This window comes from Peribacillus sp. YIM B13472 (genome assembly GCF_042788005.1).
GTDB classification, from domain to species: Bacteria; Bacillota; Bacilli; order Bacillales; family DSM-1321; genus Peribacillus; species Peribacillus simplex_E.
In genome coordinates this window covers 57,590-77,867 of the sequence record NZ_JBHZPG010000023.1, presented here as the reverse complement: position 1 = coordinate 77,867, position 20,278 = coordinate 57,590, and the positions used below count along the sequence as shown (strand labels likewise).

Here is a 20,278-nt window from a genome sequence, read left to right as displayed (position 1 = left end):
TTCCGCAGTAGCTCAGTGGTAGAGCATTCGGCTGTTAACCGAACGGTCGTAGGTTCGAGTCCTACCTGCGGAGCCATATGCTTCCATAGCTCAGTAGGTAGAGCACTTCCATGGTAAGGAAGAGGTCAGCGGTTCGAATCCGCTTGGGAGCTTCCCAATCTATCTATGAACACAAAAAAGTTCGGCCCGTTGGTCAAGCGGTTAAGACACCGCCCTTTCACGGCGGTAACACGGGTTCGAATCCCGTACGGGTCACCATTTTAAATCCGGAGGATTAGCTCAGCTGGGAGAGCATCTGCCTTACAAGCAGAGGGTCGGCGGTTCGATCCCGTCATCCTCCACCATTTTATTCTTTACTTGCCGGTGTAGCTCAACTGGTAGAGCAACTGACTTGTAATCAGTAGGTTGGGGGTTCAAGTCCTCTTGCCGGCACCATTTACAACCATATATTGCGGAGGGGTAGCGAAGTGGCTAAACGCGGCGGACTGTAAATCCGCTCCTTCGGGTTCGGCAGTTCGAATCTGCCCCCCTCCACCATTTTAATAAAATCCTGTGGATCAGTTATATATTCTCTGTATTGGGGAATTATATGATTACCACCTTTTTATTTTGTTGAACATTAATCATTACATATCATATATTGGGCTATAGCCAAGCGGTAAGGCAACGGATTTTGATTCCGTCATGCGAAGGTTCGATCCCTTCTAGCCCAGCCATTTGCGGAAGTAGTTCAGTGGTAGAATACAACCTTGCCAAGGTTGGGGTCGCGGGTTCGAATCCCGTCTTCCGCTTAATGAATTATAAATCCCTTAGGGGCCTTAGCTCAGCTGGGAGAGCGCCTGCCTTGCACGCAGGAGGTCAGCGGTTCGATCCCGCTAGGCTCCACCATCAACTACATACACCAAAACTTACGTCTTAAGCCAAAAATGGTTTAAGACTTTTTTTTGTTTAAGACATAATTGGGTAAACTAATCCCAGAAAGATGATTTTTTCACATAAAACATAAGTGATAGGAAAAAGTGCATCTTTATACATGGAAATGTCGAGTTGAACCAATCGGCATATACGATATAAAATGATGGAGAGGGGGAATTGTATGTCTATTCAGAAAATTTCCGTCATTGGATTGCCTATGGACCTTGGTCAAGCAAGGCGCGGGGTGGATATGGGACCTAGTGCCATTCGCTGCGCAGAGATTATCGAGCGTCTTGAAAAGTTGAATATAGAAGTAGAGGATTTAGGAGATATAATTGTAGGGCGTCCTGAAAACGCAGATGAGCCTGGGACAAATCTAAAAAACCTACAGCTTGTAGCAAAGGGGAACTCCCTGTTAGCTACAAAAGTTGATGAAATAATAGAAGGAGGTTCCTTTCCGCTTGTATTGGGAGGAGACCATTCAATAGCTATAGGTACACTGGCAGGAGTCGCAAAGCACTATGAAAATGTGGGTGTGATTTGGTACGACGCACATGGGGATTTAAATACGGAGGATACTTCGCCATCAGGGAATATACACGGTATGCCCCTAGCTGTAAGTATTGGGATTGGACATCCGGACCTAATCAATATCCATGGTTTTGCTCCAAAAGTGAAACCGGAAAACATCGTAATAATTGGAGCAAGGTCATTGGATGATGGGGAAAAAGAACTTATCCGTGAGAAAGGGATTAAAGTATTCACGATGCATGAGGTCGACCGCATGGGAATGACACGGGTCATGGAAGAATGCATTGATTATTTAAGGGAAAGAACGGATGGCGTCCACCTGTCATTGGATTTGGATGGAGTTGATCCAGCAGATGCACCCGGAGTGGGGACACCGGTGATAGGCGGTATAAGTTATCGGGAAAGTCATTTGGCCATGGAAATGCTTGCGGAATCCAACTTGATTACATCAGCTGAATTCGTTGAAGTTAATCCCATTTTAGATGAGCGAAATAAGACGGCGATCGTTGCCGTGGCCCTAATGGGTTCGCTATTTGGAGAAAAATTATTATAACTGAAAAAATAAAAGAAACAGTAACCGGCTTGTAATGGGTTACTGTTTTTTATATGCTAGAAGACGTAGGTTTATTTTCCAGGGTGTATGTAACAGGAATATAGTGATAGATAGATGGTTGCAATCGTATATCCATATTCACTTGAGAGCACGTCTGTTTGTGAGATCTCCATTTTTAGTTAAATGGATGTATTGGATGATTAAAGAATCCAGTTTGCTGCTAACTTCAACAACTTCATTATCCACCATCGAAGAATGGGAAGCCAAAAACATCATTTTCTGTCTGTATTGTTCAATATGGTCTAAAATTTGTTCTGCAGTCATATAGAGAATCACTCCCTTGGATTTTACAATTTCTTACTATATAGCCCTGTTTTTTTTTTCTTAAACATAAAATGTAAAACTTTGTTAAAATTAATGTATTAAATTTTTGAAACCTTTTAGCTTACGGTTCGTAGTAATCGTATAGCCGCATGAGCGGGGGTAATACCGGAAAATGGATGCACTCATTAAAGAGAGAATTAATCAAGTATTAAAGGGAGACCATAATGCATTTGGGGAAATTGTCGAAATTTACAAGGACAAAGTTTTCCAAATATGTTTCAGGATGCTCGGAAACAGGCAAGAAGCAGAAGATTTGGCACAAGAGGCCTTTGTAAGAGCCTTTGTGAATATTCGAAGTTTCAATATAACAATGAAATTTTCTACATGGTTATATCGGATTGCGACCAATCTTTGTATTGACCGGCTTCGCAAGAAAAAACCGGACTACTATCTAGATGCAGAGGTGGCAGGAGCAGAGGGATTGAATATGTATTCCCAAATTGCATCGGATATGGCTAAACCCGAGGAAGAGGTTGAATCTTTAGAACTACAGGAAACCATTCAAGTGGAAATAATGAAATTGCCCGAGAAATACCGGTCGGTAATCGTATTGAAGTATATTGAAGAGCTATCTTTAAAGGAAATCAGTGAAATACTCGATTTGCCGGTCGGTACGGTTAAGACGAGGATACATCGCGGTCGGGAAGCCTTGCGTAAACAACTACGCCATTTATAAAAAGAAGGTGAGAAAAATGAACTGCCATGAGGAAATCATTGAATATATGCATGATTATTTAGATGAGGACATCAAACCGGAGCATAAAGAAGTTTTACGGGAGCACTTGCATAACTGTGCTGAATGCCGGGATTACTTTCATGAAATGAAAAAGGCGGTCGCCCTTGTACAAAGCACTTCCCATATAAAGGCCCCGGATGACTTTACAGCAAAGGTTATGGCTCAATTGCCAAAGGAAACGAAAACAACAGGTGCCAAACGTTGGTTCAAAAGCCATCCCTTCATGACAGCGGCAGCGATGTTCATCATATTGATGACAGGATCTGTTTTTTCCACTTATAATCAGGACGAACATTTTTCAGTATCAAAGCAGCCTAACTTAGTGGTCGAAGGTGAAACGGTGATTGTGCCTGAGGGTGAGACAATCAAGGGAAATGTGGTAGTTCAAAATGGTAACATTCAAATAGATGGTGAAGTAGAGGGAGATGTGACAGTCATAAATGGGCATAAATATATGTCAAAAGCAGGGAATGTGACTGGGAGCATTCATGTTATTGACCAAGCTTTTGAGTGGATGTGGTATAAAGTGAAGGATACTGCAACCTCGCTGGTTCCTGCTAAAGAGGAGAAAAAGGAATAAGGAATAGAAGCTGGGAGGGGGCACCGTTTTTTCATTTACGGTGACTTCGCTCAGCTTTATTTTTTATAGGGAAGGGGAACCCTTTTTCATGATTCATTTTTCCTATGTAAAATTCTCACACTAGTTTTTAGATGTATCATTTAAAAAATGGTATACTATTAAGGTTATCGTATAAAGATTGTAATTGGTATTTGGAGTAATACTGACTGGAGGAAACAACATGTCTTTAACCAACTTGACTGTTTGGGACTATGTAGTAAATTTCATTGATATTCTCCTTGTATGGTTTGTGATATATAAATTGTTAACTATTATTCGGGGCACGAAGGCTATTCAGCTGCTAAAAGGAATTTTTGTAATTGTCATTGTAAAAAGCTTAAGCAACCTGTTTGGTTTCAATACACTCGGATGGTTAATGGCACAAGTCATGAATTGGGGAGTATTGGCGATTCTCGTCATTTTTCAACCTGAACTGAGAAGGGCACTTGAACAATTAGGACGCGGGAAGCTCTTTGCAAGGGGCACCGTTCCGGAAGAGAATCAGCAAGAGCGTTTAGTCGAAGAAATCCTAAAGGCGTCCACCTATATGGCAAAAAGGCGGATCGGAGCCTTGATTACGATAGAAAAAGGTACGGAGCTGGGGGATTATGTTGAAACGGGGATACCTCTAAAATCCTATATTTCTTCAGAACTGCTCATTAATATCTTCATCCCTAATACGCCGCTCCATGATGGCGCAGTTATTTTGCAAAATAACCAGGTGGCGGCTGCAGCTTGCTATTTGCCATTATCAGAGAGTCCATTCATATCAAAGGAACTTGGCACACGGCATAGGGCAGCCATAGGCATGAGTGAAGTTACGGATAGTCTTACGATTGTCGTTTCAGAAGAAACGGGAGGGATATCCGTCACTAAAAACGGGGAACTTTACCGGGATTTGAATCAAGAATCATTTAGGGCCATGCTTACAAGTGAACTGGTAGTGGAAAACATCAAAACAACTTCCTCAAGCATCTTTAACTGGAGGGGGAAAAAGAATGGATAAATTCACCAATAGCGCTTGGTTTATGAGAATCGTAGCTTTTGCCTTGGCGGCACTTTTGTTCATTTCCATTAACTTTGAGATGGAGTCGGATAAGAAATCCCTTGGTTTATCGACTGCCCCTGAAATCAGTACGGAGACCATCGAAAATGTACCGGTTGAAGTGTACTATGACCGTGAGAATCTAGTGGTGAGCGGAGTGCCGGAGACGGTTGATGTTACTCTAAAGGGAGCAAAAAGCTTATTGATAAATGCGAAAAACCAAAGGGACTTTAAAGTGTATGTAGACCTTTCCGATCCTGCAATCTCAATGGGGGACAGAACTGTCACATTTAAAATAAGTGATTTGAATGAAAAGTTAGTGGCGACGATCGATCCGGAATATGCGGAAGTCAACGTTCAGGAACGGGTGACGAAGGAATTCTCCGTTGAAGCCGAGTATAATAGCTCTTTACTTGAAGAGGGATATACCGCTGGTCAGCCAACAGTCAGCCCGAAAACTGTCAAAATAACGGGTGCTAAAGATGCGATTGAACAAATTTCCTATGTAAAGGCAAACCTTGAAATAAGTAAGGGACTTAATGAAACGGTGAACGGCAAGGCAACCGTTAAAGCCCTGGATAGGGACTTGAATAAGCTGGATGTGACGATCGAGCCATCTACTGTTTCAGTTTCCTTAAAAGTGAGCATTCCTTCCAAGACGGTGTCGATAGCACCGAAGCAAATTGGCAAGGCAAAGGATGGCATCAGGATCACGAGTGTAAGTGTCGACCCAAAAGAGGTCACCTTATTTGGGTCGGAAACGAGCCTGGAGAAAATAGATGAAGTAAATCTTCCTGTAAATATCTCGAAAATTGATGGTGATACAGAACTGGAACTCGATCTGGATAAACCGGAAAGCGTACAAAAAATGTCCTTGGGTAAGGCAAAGGTCAAGATTCGTACAGAGAAAGTTGATGTGGATGAAGAGGATGCAGAGCCAGTCGTAAAAGAGGAAGAACCGGAAACTGAACAAAAACAAGAAGAAAAAGTAGTCGAAGAAGAAGCAGAAGCAGAAGAAGATGAACCGGCTGCCATTGAGTCTAAAACTTTCAACAATATACAAATAGTGCCTGTGGGCATACAGGATGACCAAAATGCCGAATTGGAATCCGATGTAACTAGCATCACTTTGCTTGGTGAGGCGGATGATTTGAAGAAAATAACTAAAGACGACATTAATCTTACAGTAGATGTGAGTAATTTAGATGAAGGTACGCATGATGTGGATTTGGCGGTAACAGTGCCTGAGGGAGTGGACTGGGAACTGGATTCTAAAACGATTTCGGTCACCATCACACAAAAAGACGAAGAGACATGACCTTCCTTTAACATCATCATTTAATTCAGTAACGATTCGAAGAAGGAGCGATAAAGATGGGTAAATATTTTGGAACAGACGGAGTAAGGGGTATAGCGAATAGCGAATTAACACCGGAGTTGGCATTTAAACTAGGCCGTTTTGGTGGCTATGTTCTTACTAGAAATACAGAAAAACCCAAAGTGCTGATAGGGCGCGATACTCGTATTTCAGGTGAAATGCTGGAAGGTGCGCTTGTTGCCGGTCTTTTATCCATTGGGGCTGAAGTGATGCGCCTGGGTGTGATTTCGACACCTGGAGTTGCCTATTTAACAAAGGCTTTAAGTGCTGAAGCAGGTGTCATGATTTCCGCTTCGCATAATCCGGTAGCGGATAATGGCATTAAATTCTTTGGACCGGATGGGTTTAAGTTATCCGATGAACAAGAAGCGGAAATTGAAACACTTTTAGATTTGGAAAAGGATGAACTTCCACGCCCTGTAGGCGGAGATTTAGGCCATTTGAACGATTATTTCGAAGGAGGGCAAAAGTATCTCCAGTACTTGAAACAATCAGTGGATGAAGACTTTACAGGCATTCATGTTGCTCTTGATTGTGCACATGGGGCGACATCTGCCTTGGCCATGCATCTGTTTGCAGATCTTGATGCAGACATCTCTACAATGGGGGCATCTCCCAATGGCTTGAACATTAATGATAAGGTAGGTTCCACCCACCCTGAGGCACTAGCTGAATTCTTAAAAGAAAAAGGTGCGGATGTTGGTCTGGCTTTCGATGGTGACGGAGACCGTGTCATTGCAATAGATGAAAAAGGAAATATAGTGGATGGCGACCAAATCATGTATATCTGTGCGAAATACTTGAAAGAAAATAACCGTCTCAAACAGGGAACAGTGGTTTCTACGATCATGAGCAACCTTGGTTTTTATAAAGGTCTTGAAGAGCATGGTATACAAAGCGCCCAAACGGCAGTGGGGGATCGCTATGTGGTCGAGGAGATGCGAAAAGGCGGCTATAACCTTGGCGGCGAACAATCCGGACATATCATCTTCCTGGACTATAACACGACAGGCGATGGCTTATTGACGGGCCTACAGCTTGTGAACATCATGAGTGACACCCAAAAAACCTTATCGGAGCTAGCTGGGGAGATGAAGAAATATCCACAAACGCTGGTCAATGTCAGAGTTACCGATAAACACGCTGTAACCGATAATGAAAAGGTACAGGAAGTCATCAAGGCTGTTGAAGGGGAAATGGACGGAAACGGTAGAATTTTGGTGAGACCATCTGGTACTGAACCGCTAGTCCGTGTTATGGCTGAAGCACCAACAGCTGAGGAATGCACTAATTATGTAGATCGCATCGTCGCAGTTGTAAGAGCGGAAATGGGAATGAACGAATAACTAATCCTATGCATAAAAGGAACGAAATTTCCTTTTATGCATATTTTTATAAAGAAGTTCTTTTTTTAGGTCTTGGTAATAAAGAATTGACCTATGTCCCTTGTTTAAGGTATGATTATCCTGATTTACAACAATGGTTGTTATGAAAAGGAGGGTAGGCAAGGAGAAACGGATTCACAAAAGCGCCTGAACTAAGTCTGGACGAGAAACGGCTTAGTTGACGAGGAGGAGGTTTATCGAATGATCGGCGGATACCTCCCGGCTGAAGTGCACAGCCGCAGTAATTCCAATCTTAAAACAGTAGGGCAACTTACTGCACAAAGGGTTGGAAATGCACAAAGGGAAAAAGTGCTTTAAGGCATTTCCTTTATAAAAAATATATATCAGAGATGAGGGGGCAGGGATGCCCCCGTGCATTCCTGTTCCCTCGAATCGGTTGGAGGAACAGAAATTATGTGTGGAATTGTTGGATATATTGGACTTAACGATGCAAAGGAAATTTTATTAAAAGGTCTTGAAAAACTTGAATACCGCGGTTATGACTCTTCAGGGATTGCTGTGAGAAATGAAGCAGGCGTGACAATCTTTAAGGAAAAGGGAAGAATTGCGGACTTACGCGGAGCCGTGGATGAAAATACTATGGCACATACTGGAATAGGACATACACGCTGGGCCACCCATGGTGTGCCAAGCCGTGAAAATGCCCATCCTCACCAAAGTAATTCAGGTCGATTGACTTTAGTTCATAATGGGGTCATTGAAAACTATGCGATTCTAAAACGTGAATATTTGAAGGATGTTGCCTTTAAAAGTGAAACGGATACGGAAGTCATCGTTCAACTCATAGAGAAGTTCGTAAACGAGGGCATGGAAGTGGAAGAGGCGTTCCGTCAAACACTCACTCTTTTGGAGGGTTCATATGCCATTGCCCTATTGGATGCTGAAAATGATGAAACCATCTTAGTCGCAAAAAATAAAAGCCCGCTGCTAATCGGTGTCGGAAAAGACTTTAACGTTGTCGCTTCGGATGCAATGGCCATGTTGCAAGTCACAGATCAATTCCTTGAACTGATGGATAAGGAAATGGTTATCGTGACAAAAGAAAAGGTAACGATCAAGAACCTTTCCAACGAAGAAGTTATGCGTGCTCCATACACTGCTGAACTGGATGCAAGTGATATTGAAAAAGGTACGTATCCGCACTATATGCTCAAAGAAGTCGACGAGCAGCCAGCTGTCATACGTAAAATCATTCAAGCATACCAAAATGAAGAAGGTAAACTTGCAATCGATTATAGCATTACTGAAGCCGTAAGTGAGGCTGACCGTATTTATATCATCGCTTGCGGAACTAGCTATCATGCAGGGCTGATTGGTAAGCAATTCATCGAAAAAATGACTGAAATACCGGTTGAGGTCCATGTGGCATCGGAATTCACTTACAATATGCCGTTATTATCGAAAAAACCGCTATTCATCTTCATTTCACAAAGTGGTGAAACTGCAGATAGCCGTGCCGTGTTAGTGTCCATCAAAGCGCTTGGTCATAAAGCCTTGACCATCACGAACGTACCGGGCTCTACATTGTCACGTGAAGCGGATTATACGCTCTTGCTGCATGCTGGTCCTGAAATTGCCGTTGCCTCTACAAAGGCTTACACAGCTCAAGTGGCTGTCTTGGCCATATTAGCAAATGTAACAGGCCAATTCCGTAACATGGAGTATGATTTCGACCTTGTAAAAGAGCTTGGAATCGTTGCAACAGCAATGGAAGCCCTTTGTGATTCGAAAGAAGAGATGGAAGACATTGCCCGTGAATATTTGTCCGTTACAAGAAATGCCTTCTTCATTGGCCGTTCCCTTGACTACTATGTTGTTCTTGAAGGGGCGCTTAAGCTGAAGGAAATTTCATACATCCAGGCAGAAGGCTTTGCTGGCGGAGAGCTTAAACATGGAACGATCGCCTTGATTGAAGAAGGTACACCTGTCATAGCCCTTGCTACGCAAGCGGGTGTCAACCTAAGCATCCGTGGTAATGTAAAAGAAGTGGTTGCCCGAGGCGCCAACCCTTGCATCATTTCCATGAAGGGGCTTGAAGAAGAGGATGACCGTTTCGTCATCCCGGAAGTGAATGAACTATTAACACCCCTTATCTCTGTTATCCCGCTGCAGCTCATTGCTTACTACGCAGCCTTGCACCGCGAATGTGACGTGGATAAACCACGTAATCTTGCGAAAAGTGTAACGGTTGAGTAAGTCGGAATGAATGCAATGTATGTTTTAGATGTAAAATAAAGTTTTACTGTTTATAAAAAGTTGCGAAGCTTTACCCCTTTGGCTATGATTAGCCAAAGGGGTGTTTTTTTATGTCTAAAAGAACGAGAACCTCTAAAGTGGATTAAAGAAGGCCGAGGAATAGGAATCGGTGTGCAGGTAAATAAAGTCGTTTAATGCAATCTATCAAATCCAGCGGTAGGTAATCACGGCATCTTTAAGAGCAAAATTAAGTATTTGGATAAGGCGTTGGCTTACAAACGATTGATTTCCTATGCTCGATTGCTGGCATGAATAATTAAATCTTCAAAAATAATTTTTAATTTTAGGAGAGAATAACATGGAAGTTTTTGCGGAATTTTTATCAAATATTGATAACCCGAAACATAGGGAACGAACGGAAGAAGTCTTGGCTTGGGTAACTAAGAAATTTCCAAATCTAATGCCGAAAATTGCGTGGAATCAGCCTATGTTTACCGATCATGACACATATATTATTGGCTTTAGCGTAGCCAAACATCATTTGGCTGTTGCCCCTGAAAAGGCAGGGATCGATCATTTCTCTGATGAAATCGTGCAGGCTGGCTATGATCACACCAAGCAGTTGGTACGTATCAAGTGGGACAGTCCGGTTGATTACTCATTACTTGAGAAAATGATAGAGTTTAATATTTTTGATAAGGCAGACTGTTCAACTTTTTGGCGGAAATAATAAAAGCTGAGTATTAAGGGGAGTTGACCCTCTATTAAAGTGTCCATTATTCGGGGTTTATTCATATAAAAAGTGAAACGATGTGGTCCTTAGGTTATAAGATCTCATATCTGCAGTCTAATCTAACTCCATAGGCAAAACGGCAAATTCCTCGGTCCTTATGACCTCACCTTTACGGTTGCGATTCATAAAAATTTTTAAATTCAAAAAAGCACAAGGAGTTCCAAATTTGGAAATTCTTGTGCTTTTGGTTTTTGATAAAATCGAGATATACAAATATCACAACCAAACTACTTTAAGATATTTATTAAAGGGCTTTATTTGTGAACCTTTATACAAAAACATCAAATTCAACTATCATACCTGTAAAAACTTCAACTGTATCAGGAAGTAATTTTATTCCAAAAATTAGTGCGAATTTAAAGGGTCTGTCTGTATCATCAAATCATGGAATTGTTAAATAACTCCTTTGTGGTAACGTAACAACAATAGTTACCAATCGAAATCCAACAAAATAGTGCAAATACAAACTCTTATTTTAAAAAAAGGGCTTCTTTGAAATTATCGTATCACAAAGGGGTAAGAATGGATACTAATATTAAACAAACTCATCGCTTTATATTATACATAACAATACTAATTATGATTATTTTTCCTTTTACACAACTTATATTACAAGAACTTTTTTTACAAATAAACAAACAATTATTTTTCTTTATAAGTAAACTGGTTATTATCTATATGCTTTTTCTTTTCTTAAAAAAGAAAAAAATAACCTTATCTAGCATTCAGCTTAAAAAGGTACATGTAAAATATATTCTTCTTGGTATTTTAATGGGTAGTATAACTCACATGCTAACTGTGTTTTTTGGTAGGACCCAATATTATCTACTAACTGGCGAATGGCTTACTGCTGAAAAAATTGTTGGTACACTTATGGAGAGTAGTAAAAACATAAGTTTTTACAGCATTATGATGATTGGCTTTTCAGTGGCGATTAGTGAAGAAATTCTTTTTAGAGGTATATTATTAAAACTATATCAGAGAATGAACATAAAGTCGGCCATAATTTTAAGTGCTCTTATTTTTAGCATTTATCATATGACGGTGGGAAACTTGGTTTTTGCATTTGTAATGGGTATCTCTTTTGCACTATTAACCATCTATACTGGAAGTATCGTACCAGCTATCTTTTATCACTTTTTAGTGAATGAAATAATGAGGATCATCATGCATTTCCCGGAAAAGGTTACTGAAACTTATTTTAAAGTAATGGTGTCTCCAATTATCACCATAACTGGTTTAATACTTTTTCTATCTATATCAACTTATTTATTTATAAAAGTAAGAAAAAATAATCATTTTCAAAGTGAAAAAGTTAAGTTCTTTGATAGATACATTATTTTGTTGTTTTTGATGTATGTTATTTTCCTAACAATATATATTATAAGGTTAAATATGCTGCCAATCCCTGAGGACTACTTTCATAAATAAATCTCTTTTATAGCTCAAAAGTAGCACAAGGAGTTCTAAAATTGGAACTCCTTGTGCTATTGATTTTTGATAAAGTGAAGATATAAAAATATTGCAACCAAACTACTTTAAGATATTTATTAAAGGGGGATTCAAATGAAAAAGACCATTTGGACAATTATTTGTTATGTTAGTATGTATTCCAAAAGTAAATTCTTCAGCTGAGAGTCTTCAAAAGGATTTAACACAAGAAGAAATTTATCAAAAATTATCGGAAATATCAGATTACTACGATGTTGGTGAAGAATTAAGTTTTGACGATGCTGAATTTGTGAAGCTTTATGCGAAGACATCAAACTCTCCTATCATGCCTGTAAAAACTGCCAACGTCTCAGGAAGTAATTCTAATTCAAAAATTAGTGCAAATTTGAAAGAATCTGTATCATCAAATCATGGAATTGTTAATAATTCTTTTGGTGGTAATGTAACGACAACAGTTACCAAAGGAACTCCTACAAAAATCACTACAAAAATTAGACATACTGCCTATGGATTAGTTGGATCTGGTGGTGTTGGTAAGGTGCAAGATAAAACCTTAACAGCGTCATGCACTTATGGAAAGTCTTGTACACTTAAACAAACATATCCATATACAGCCTCTGTAGCATATTCAACAACTTATGCTGAAGCGACTATTAGTTATAGTGGCGGGGCACTGGGAGTTACTGCTAAATAATTTTTTATATAGTAAAGAGGGTGATTAAAGTTTTAAACAATTTTAGTTTGGTTGGAACAATTATTCTGTTATTGGCGATTGCAGGAATAGGGTTTATTATCAGACGGCTTTATTTAAAAATATCAAAATAATCATCTCTAATATTGAAAAAGTAAAAAAGAGGTAACATATTGCACATAACTCTTTCAAGTAATATTTCTATCTACGGCCTTTTCTAAGTAGTCTACCGGAATATTTGTTAAGAAATGAAGCAGAACGGCCAATTATGGATGGAAAGGAGACGGATCCTTCATTGGTGATGATCGGTTTTGGCGGACTTTCAGAAGAAGAGATAGAGAAAGGAATTGCCGTACTTCGAAATGCTTGGTTTTCTGAAATGTAAATTAATGGAATTGAGACCTCGAGCTCATCTTAAAACAAAGTGGAAAGTAACGGTCAAATTTTAATTCCTCAAAAAGCTATCCAGGATAGGTGATTTTATTTAGCTTTCATTTTAATTCTACGGAAGGCCAAAAATGTGGTCGGATATTAATCTGAAGCAACAATACTACAAATAGAATTAAACCAGCTGACAAGTCAGCTGGTTTTTATGAAATAGGAAGCAGAATCGTAAAAGTAGTTCCCTTTTCGAGTTCACTTTCCACGGATATGGTCCCTTCATGCATCTCTATAATTCTTTTCACGATGGATAGACCTAAGCCGCTGCCGCTTTTTGTACGTTCCCTTGCCAGGTCGGCTTTATAGAATCGCTCGAAAATGTGAAACTGGTCTGTTTCGGATATGCCAATTCCATTGTCGGATATCGTTATGGATGCCAGGTCATCAATCTGTTTTAACCGAATCGTGATTTTTCCACGATGGCGGGTGAATTTGATACTATTGTGTATTAAATTTGTCCATACTTGGCTCATTAAATCCTGGTCTGCAAAAATTCGAATCTTTTCTAAAGATATATCCAATTCGAGTTCCTTTTCCAACCACGTAGGTTCACAAGCCAAAATAATGGTTCGTATTTGCTGATCCAGCCGGAAATCTGTCCTTTCAAAAGGATGATGCTCGGATTCCAGAGATGTAAGCTTTAGAAGGTTATCACTTAATTTAGATAATCTCCTGCTCTCTGTCTCTATTATATGAAGATAATGATTTCGTTCTTCGGTTGTCAGCTTATTAAATTGAAGAGCTTGGGCAAATCCTACAATAGAGGTTAGGGGCGACTGTATTTCGTGTGAGACGTTAGAGATGAATTCCTGCCGCATTTCTTCCATTTGCTTCAATTGCTTGGCCATGTGATTGAAGTGATTAATGATATCGGTCATTTCGTTTTTCTTTTCCATCTTAAAATCCAATTGTACATTATAATCGCCATTTGCTATTTTCCTTAAGGCATCTATGATCTCGAGGTAAATATTTACCCGTTTATTGTGATGGATAGCGCGGATAAGGTAACCGATGGATATCATGATTGCGATGCTTGTCATGATAGTGGCCAGAAACCGAACATAATCGGGTAACCTTAATGGCAATAGCTGAATGATATAGTAACCGGCCGAAAAGCAAATTGAAATAAACGTAAGAAAAAACAGTATGCCAAGCGTTTGTTTGAAAAATCGATCGCTTCTCATCTCGTTATCTCCAAACGGTAGCCCAATCCCCAAATCGTTTTAATCCGGAAGGGGAATTCCGATTCCGGAAACCGTTCTCTCACTCTTTTAATATGAACATCGACAGTTCGTTCATCACCTTCATAATCATAGCCCCAAATGTCTTCAATAAGATCTTCCCTGGAAAAAGTTTTTCCAGGATAGCTTGCTAATTTAAACAACAATTCGAATTCTTTTAATGGAATTGTATATTCCTGGTCTTTGAATGACATTTCATGCGTGTTGCGATTCATCTTTAATTCGCCGATATTTAATGTTTGTGAAATAGTGATTTTATACCGTTTTAATAATGCTCTTATTCTAAGAACCAATTCGATCGGTTCAAATGGCTTTACAAGATAATCATCTGCCCCAAGACCGAATCCTTTTACTTTTTGTGTTGTTTCCCCTTTTGCAGTAAGCATTAAAATGGGGATATCACTAAATTCCCTTAACTCTTTGCATAATTGCCATCCATCCATGTTAGGCATCATAATGTCGATGACTGCCAAATCTATTTTCACTTTCTCCATTACTTTCAATGCTTGCAGTCCATCCGAGGCTTCATATAGATCAAATCCTTCTTTTCTTAACAACAGGTTTATAAGTTCGCGAATATGTGCATCATCATCGACTATTAATATCTTTGTCATCCTTCTTCCTTCCTTTCGGTGAATTAGGCCAGTTCAAGTTTGTGCAACTGCTGTTGGGCAAATTCGCGATATAATGAATGCGTATTATACAGCTCTTTATGTGTACCGCTGCCTGTTATTCTCCCTTTTTCAAGGAAGATGATTTGATCTGAACCGATAACGGTCGATAGGCGGTGGGCGATAACTATTGTTGTTCGGCCTTTCATTAAATCATTCAATGCCTGTTGAACGACATTTTCCGATTTGCTGTCTAGGCTGGAGGTAGCTTCATCAAGCATTAATATTTTAGGGTTTCTTAAAAATGCACGAGCAATCGCAATTCTTTGTCTTTGGCCGCCTGATAATTTCATGCCCCTTTCCCCAACCTCTGTATCATATCCGTTCGGAAGCTCGGAAATAAACTGATCCGCATACGCCATTTTAGCGACTTGATTTAATTCCTCATCCGTTATATCCCGATCGATGCCATAACAAATATTATCTCGAATTGTACCTGATACAATAGGACTTTCTTGTGAAACATAACCAATCTGGCTTCTCCATGAAAGGAGCGTGAAATCATTTATGGACTTCCCGCCAATGGAAATTGAGCCTTGCTGTGGTTTGTAGAAACGCTCGAATAATGAAAAAAGGGTCGTTTTTCCGCTGCCGCTTGGGCCGACAATTGCAGTGATCTTACCGGCTTCAACGTTAAAGCTTATATCTTTAAGTACCTGTTCTCCATTATTATAACTATAGTTCAGGTTCTCCACGCTGATTGATTGACTTATATTTTGAACTGGCTGCTTCGCGTCTTCTTCTTCAACTGAATCCAGAATGGAAATGATGCGCTCTGTGGCACCCGTTGCTTTTTGGAATTGTGTAAAGAAACTGGCTAATTGAGCCATGGGCATGATAATTTGAAAAAGATACATAATGAATGCAACCAAAGCTCCAGCTGTCAGGGCTCCTGAAGAAACTCGCATTCCCCCATAACCTAAAATCAGCACGAGTAATGCCATCATGACAAAACTCATTAGCGGCGCAATCAACGCTTGGATTTTTGCCTCCTTTAATCCGAAATGAAATAATTTATGGATTCCTTTTTTGCCATTTTGATATTCCAAAGCTTCTGCATTCGATGCTTTAACAAGGCGTATTTCCGTTAGCACCTGCTGAAGGACTGCGTTGAAGCTTGCTGTCTCGTCCTGCATTCCTTTTGAAATTTTATGCATTTTTTTCCCTAAGGGCATTAATATCAAAATAGAGAGTGGTATTACAGTGAACATCAATAATGTCATTTTCCAATCCAGTACGAATAACACGATCATGGAGCATACGATGGAAATGATTCCAGTAACGAAATTTGAGAGGTGTTCAGAGATCAATCCCTTTACTACAGTTGTATCATTTGTCATTCGGCTGACTGTTTCTCCTGACGGATGTTCATCAAAATAACTCACGGGTAATACGAGTAATTTTTTCCATAGTTGATCGCGGATACCCGCCACTACAGATTGACCGATCCGATTTAATAAATAGATGGAAAATCCACTGGCCAATGCTTGAACAATGATGGCAAGAACGAGAAGTGTGATCCTTTCAGTGCTTAGTGAACTGATTGAAAAATCATTAATTAGATTTTTTGTGAATAAAGGGACCAATAAACCTACACCTGTTGTACCTAGGCTTAATGCTAATGCAATCCCTATCATTAGTTTAGAAGGCTTCGTTTGTTGAACTAACCGAATGAACTGGCGCCATCCTTTTTGATTTTTTGCTTCTGACATATGTAATACATCCTTTCTTGATTATCATTACAGAGAAGTATATAAAGAAGATATGAATTGAATATGAACGAGTCTTAGTTATTCCACGAAAATTCTGGTGAACTTTTTCTGAATGATAAATTTGAAAAAATATGGCGGACACTTAAAATAGTGTCGGCCTTTTTTAATGAAGATTCAAGAAAATTAAATATTCGATTGTATGTGTAAGGACCTCAAGGCTAGATCTGATGGGATAGGTAAAAAGATATATTGATATCTTGATTTTTAATGCATTTTTAATAATAAATACCTATATAAGCTAAATACTTACGGCTTTTAACCGATTAAATATGGAGATACAAAAAACAGTATAAGTTAGGTGGAAAAAATGATTATTTTGAATGAGTCCATTGTGTCGCCAATTCTTCTAAAGGTGTTGGAGCAACAGCAAATTCCAGTGCTGGAACAAGGACAATGGGGAGTCACATTAACATCAGAAAAGCTAAACATTCAAAAAGATACCGAGTTTTTCAAGTCCATGGAAATGGACAAAAGAATTGTTACAAACTCTGAAAATGGCATAACATTGTTAGGTCATCTCCAACCAAATAGCAATGAATACATTTGGTCAAAGTTATTGAAGGATAAGAATCAGGTGCGAAATTTGACGAAATCTTTATATCCTGATTTCTATTTCCAAGATATTGATTTATCCATAATAAGTAACCTGGATAAAAATCAAATACCGTTTCCGGTAGTTATCAAACCCAATATTGGCTATTCGAGTGTAGGGGTCCACAAAGTCAAGAATGAGCAGGATTGGGATATAGCCGTGAACCAGCTTAAAGCGGATTTACTTCATTCGGATGGATTATATGATTCAGAAGTGGTCGGTTCCCAGACCGTTTTAATAGAAGAGTGGATTCAGGGTGAAGAGTATGCCATTGATGGCTATTACAATCAAGATGGTGAACCGGTCATTTTGAATGTCTTCAAACGATTATTCAAGGATGATTACGATACTTCCGATCGAATTTATTATACTTCGAAGTTGGCCATTAACTAAATCTATCATGATGCACTAAAGTTCATGAAGAATATTCAAACGGTCCTTCCACTTAGGAATTACCCCGTACACTTTGAAATTCGTAAAAAGGGAAACAAGGTGATACCCATCGAAATCAATCCCCTGCGTTTTGCTGGGGCGGGTACAACGGATCTAGGTTACCATGCCTATGGAATGAATACGTATGAACACTATTTTTCAGGAACGAAACCCGATTGGAATCGGATATTGGAAGAGATGGACGATCATATATATAGCTTTTTCTTTGCAGAGGTTCCACTGGAAATAAATCCGGAAGATGTTTCAAGTATTGATCATGATGGACTTCGTCATGAATTCGAACATGTTTAGGAATATAGGCAGCTTCCTTTTCAAAATGACCGGAGCATGGCAATCATCTTTTATAGAAGTGAGGATTTGGATAAAAATCTCCAATTGCTTCATTTGGACTTAATACCATATTTGACTATAAAACACCTGGTTTTCATCTAAGGGAGGCATGAAATGGGATTCTCAAAGCTTAATCCTAAAAAATCTTTGCTGGCAAAACTATTCTTGTTTTATATTATTCCTTTCGTACTTTTCGCAGGGGCCATGGGCCTATGCTTTTCCTATATTACTAATAAAATGATCAATGAGAATGTCCTTCCGCAATTCGATGATCGCCTTTCTGAAAATGCCCACAGTTTAGCAGCAAGCCTCAATCCCACTTTGATAAACAAAGCTTCCGAACGGGGCGAAGAGATTAGGAGGAAACTAGATGCCTTTGTTGAAGATAAAAAGGGAATTGAATATGTTTATGTGTTGAAGCGGGAGAATGATGCCGAAATGATTGCAGCCGTGAACGGCAGCGAGGACTACATGGTGGAATCCCCTTTCACGCCGGAACAGGCAAAATCGATAAATGGAAACGAAGACGTATTAAGTGAAATATATAAAGATAAGTGGGGTACACACAAGTCGTACTTTACGCCAATCAAAGGAACCGACGCGATTGTCGGAATCGATATGGATGCAAAATTCATTGATGAATTGAAAAGCACAATGATATTCTATAATATCTTATTTCTTGCAAGTGCCATTATATTAGGTGTGCTATGCGCCGTTGTCATCGGGAAAAAAATCTCGGGACCCGTCAATGAACTTGTTGGTTACACGAATGAAATGGCAAAAGGGGACTTAAGTAAATCAATTCCCGTTGGCAGACAGGATGAGATTGGCGATCTTTCAAATGGATTCGAAGATATGAGGTTAAGTTTGGCCCATATTATCCAGAATGTCCGTGAACATGCTCAAACGATGAATCAAACGACAGTGTCCATTCAGCAATCCTTTGAAGAGATGGTGGAGTCCTATGGTCAAATAGTGACGGGGACAACGGAAGAAGCAAAAGCTTCAGAAGAACGTGCCCATCATATTGACAGAATTTCCAATATGATCAGTGACTTAACGGATACAATCCGTTTAATGAACGAACAAACGAATGAAATGAATGAATTTACCTTGCATGCGAATACACTTGCTGAACAAGGAAGTAAACAAGTGCAAGATGTAACGAGCCAGATGGATAAAATCATGGAAAACGGCCAAGCGAATAAAACCAATTTGGTAAGCCTAGAAGAGGATGTAGTGAAGATAAATGAAGTGATTGGCTTAATAAGGGTGATTGCTTCTCAAACGAACCTGCTATCCCTGAATGCTTCCATTGAAGCGGCACGGGCGGGTGATGCCGGCAGAGGTTTTGCCGTAGTGGCTCAGGAGGTGCAAAAATTGGCTGTGCAAACAGATGAATCCATCGATATCATTTCAGAATCCATTATGCGGATTAATGAACAAACAGCCAAAGTCATCCAAAATAATGATGAGAGTTTTCAGGATATATTAAATGGTGTTTCCTTAGTGGAAAACAATGGCGAGATTTTCAATAAGATATTTGAATCCGTAGAGAAATTGCTGAAAGGCACGGAACGATTAGCCGCCCATTCGAAAAAAATCAATGAGTCTTCGGATGAAAGCCTGGCATCCATTCAGGAAATTGCGGCGATTTCAGAAGAAGGAGTCGCAACAACGGAGCAAATCTCGGCAGCTGCAATTCAACAAAGCACCATAATGACTGGATTGAAGGAACAAAATGAAGATTTAGCAAAAGAATCGGCCATTCTAGAAGAAATGGCAGAAAAGTTCATTACCGAAAAATAAATATTCGATGTGAACATTTACAAAAACCTCTTGTTGTATGAGAGGTCATGAAGCCATTATCTGAATAGATAGAGCCCATTGGTTACTGTTTGATTTTAAATGAATTTAGAGAGTATTAAAAATTGCTAGAAAAAAGTTTCCCTAAAATATTTGCAATCGCTACCATTTAATGTTATGCTTAGTCTTAATTATTTTTGTTCGGTACTAAGGATACTAAAAGTACTACTTTTCGTTTTCGATGATGACTTAGAGCAAGGATAGTAATACATT

General features: G+C 39.5%; 15 protein-coding genes, 9 tRNA genes and 1 pseudogene. 21 read left to right on the top strand and 4 right to left on the bottom strand.

The genetic code is table 11. The features are described from left to right. Nucleotide 1: 1 nt before the first annotated feature. The 10 genes from ACFX4I_RS17415 to rocF all read left to right on the top strand — a co-directional run bounded on the left by ACFX4I_RS17415 (nt 2) and on the right by rocF (nt 1,999). Nucleotides 2-76, top strand: a tRNA-Asn gene (locus ACFX4I_RS17415). A gap of 3 nt (nt 77-79) precedes the next feature. After that, nucleotides 80-152 (top strand) — tRNA-Thr (locus ACFX4I_RS17410). A gap of 31 nt (nt 153-183) precedes the next feature. Beyond that, nucleotides 184-258: transfer RNA gene (locus ACFX4I_RS17405), tRNA-Glu, on the top strand. Nucleotides 259-268: 10 nt separating this feature from the next. Then, a tRNA-Val gene (locus tag ACFX4I_RS17400) sits at nt 269-344 on the top strand. Between the two features lie 15 nt (nt 345-359). Beyond that, nucleotides 360-435 (top strand) — tRNA-Thr (locus ACFX4I_RS17395). Between the two features lie 18 nt (nt 436-453). Continuing rightward, nucleotides 454-537, top strand: a tRNA-Tyr gene (locus tag ACFX4I_RS17390). A gap of 104 nt (nt 538-641) precedes the next feature. Further along, nucleotides 642-716: transfer RNA gene (locus ACFX4I_RS17385), tRNA-Gln, on the top strand. A 3-nt stretch (nt 717-719) separates the two neighbouring features. Further along, a tRNA-Gly gene (locus ACFX4I_RS17380) sits at nt 720-791 on the top strand. 21 nt (nt 792-812) lie between these two features. Further along, nucleotides 813-888 (top strand) — tRNA-Ala (locus ACFX4I_RS17375). Between the two features lie 208 nt (nt 889-1,096). After that, nucleotides 1,097-1,999 (top strand): arginase, encoded by a 903-nt coding sequence (gene rocF / locus ACFX4I_RS17370; protein WP_377421986.1) that lies wholly within the window; start codon nt 1,097-1,099, stop codon nt 1,997-1,999. 138 nt (nt 2,000-2,137) lie between these two features. On the opposite strand, the gene ACFX4I_RS17365 is transcribed toward rocF, so the two are convergent. Next, nucleotides 2,138-2,323, bottom strand: coding sequence for an aspartyl-phosphate phosphatase Spo0E family protein (locus ACFX4I_RS17365; RefSeq protein WP_230303274.1), 186 nt, complete (start codon nt 2,321-2,323; stop codon nt 2,138-2,140). 172 nt (nt 2,324-2,495) lie between these two features. On the opposite strand from ACFX4I_RS17365, the gene sigW reads away from it, so the two are divergent. The 9 genes from sigW (at nt 2,496) to ACFX4I_RS17320 (ending at nt 12,702) form a co-directional block, all read left to right on the top strand. Beyond that, nucleotides 2,496-3,059, top strand: a complete 564-nt coding sequence (gene sigW, locus ACFX4I_RS17360) for an RNA polymerase sigma factor SigW (RefSeq protein WP_230303273.1) — start codon at nt 2,496-2,498, stop codon at nt 3,057-3,059. Between the two features lie 16 nt (nt 3,060-3,075). Further along, on the top strand, nt 3,076-3,699 hold the full coding sequence (locus ACFX4I_RS17355) for an anti-sigma factor family protein (RefSeq protein WP_063236210.1): 624 nt from the start codon (nt 3,076-3,078) through the stop codon (nt 3,697-3,699). Between the two features lie 220 nt (nt 3,700-3,919). Beyond that, the gene (gene cdaA / locus ACFX4I_RS17350; protein WP_053537056.1) at nt 3,920-4,744 is read left to right on the top strand and encodes a diadenylate cyclase CdaA; all 825 of its coding nucleotides are present in this window, start codon (nt 3,920-3,922) and stop codon (nt 4,742-4,744) included. Then, complete coding sequence (locus tag ACFX4I_RS17345) at nt 4,737-6,101, top strand: CdaR family protein (RefSeq protein ID WP_230303272.1); 1,365 nt, start codon at nt 4,737-4,739, stop codon at nt 6,099-6,101. The genes cdaA and ACFX4I_RS17345 overlap by 8 nt, the downstream gene beginning before the upstream one ends. Nucleotides 6,102-6,157: 56 nt before the next feature. Beyond that, nucleotides 6,158-7,507 (top strand): phosphoglucosamine mutase, encoded by a 1,350-nt coding sequence (glmM, locus tag ACFX4I_RS17340; RefSeq protein WP_377421982.1) that lies wholly within the window; start codon nt 6,158-6,160, stop codon nt 7,505-7,507. Between the two features lie 453 nt (nt 7,508-7,960). Further along, nucleotides 7,961-9,763, top strand: coding sequence for a glutamine--fructose-6-phosphate transaminase (isomerizing) (glmS, locus tag ACFX4I_RS17335; protein ID WP_089363897.1), 1,803 nt, complete (start codon nt 7,961-7,963; stop codon nt 9,761-9,763). 358 nt (nt 9,764-10,121) lie between these two features. Next, a complete protein-coding gene (locus ACFX4I_RS17330) occupies nt 10,122-10,493 on the top strand; it encodes an iron chaperone (RefSeq protein WP_309519537.1) in 372 nt (123 codons plus the stop codon). Between the two features lie 585 nt (nt 10,494-11,078). Then, complete coding sequence (locus ACFX4I_RS17325) at nt 11,079-11,987, top strand: CPBP family intramembrane glutamic endopeptidase (RefSeq protein WP_377421980.1); 909 nt, start codon at nt 11,079-11,081, stop codon at nt 11,985-11,987. 166 nt (nt 11,988-12,153) lie between these two features. Next, nucleotides 12,154-12,702 carry a hypothetical protein gene (locus tag ACFX4I_RS17320; RefSeq protein ID WP_377421978.1) on the top strand — a complete coding sequence of 183 codons (549 nt, stop codon included), beginning with the start codon at nt 12,154-12,156 and terminating at the stop codon, nt 12,700-12,702. Nucleotides 12,703-13,289: 587 nt separating this feature from the next. Here the strand turns inward: ACFX4I_RS17320 and ACFX4I_RS17315 are convergent. Genes ACFX4I_RS17315 through ACFX4I_RS17305 form a run of 3 tightly spaced genes read right to left on the bottom strand, consistent with a single transcriptional unit; the run spans nt 13,290 to nt 16,764 of the window. After that, nucleotides 13,290-14,324: a sensor histidine kinase gene (locus ACFX4I_RS17315; protein ID WP_377421976.1), complete on the bottom strand. Its 1,035-nt coding sequence runs from the start codon at nt 14,322-14,324 to the stop codon at nt 13,290-13,292. Then, on the bottom strand, nt 14,321-14,995 hold the full coding sequence (locus ACFX4I_RS17310) for a response regulator (RefSeq protein WP_309519534.1): 675 nt from the start codon (nt 14,993-14,995) through the stop codon (nt 14,321-14,323). The genes ACFX4I_RS17315 and ACFX4I_RS17310 overlap by 4 nt, the downstream gene beginning before the upstream one ends. 23 nt (nt 14,996-15,018) lie before the next feature. Next, nucleotides 15,019-16,764 carry an ABC transporter ATP-binding protein gene (locus ACFX4I_RS17305; RefSeq protein WP_377421974.1) on the bottom strand — a complete coding sequence of 582 codons (1,746 nt, stop codon included), beginning with the start codon at nt 16,762-16,764 and terminating at the stop codon, nt 15,019-15,021. Between the two features lie 367 nt (nt 16,765-17,131). Between ACFX4I_RS17305 and ACFX4I_RS17300 the strand changes: the two are divergent. Both ACFX4I_RS17300 and ACFX4I_RS17295 read left to right on the top strand, forming a co-directional pair. Next, nucleotides 17,132-18,160: pseudogene (locus tag ACFX4I_RS17300) on the top strand (ATP-grasp domain-containing protein). Nucleotides 18,161-18,313: 153 nt separating this feature from the next. Then, the gene (locus ACFX4I_RS17295) at nt 18,314-20,008 is read left to right on the top strand and encodes a methyl-accepting chemotaxis protein (protein WP_377421972.1); all 1,695 of its coding nucleotides are present in this window, start codon (nt 18,314-18,316) and stop codon (nt 20,006-20,008) included. The last annotated feature ends 270 nt before the right edge of the window (nt 20,009-20,278 follow it).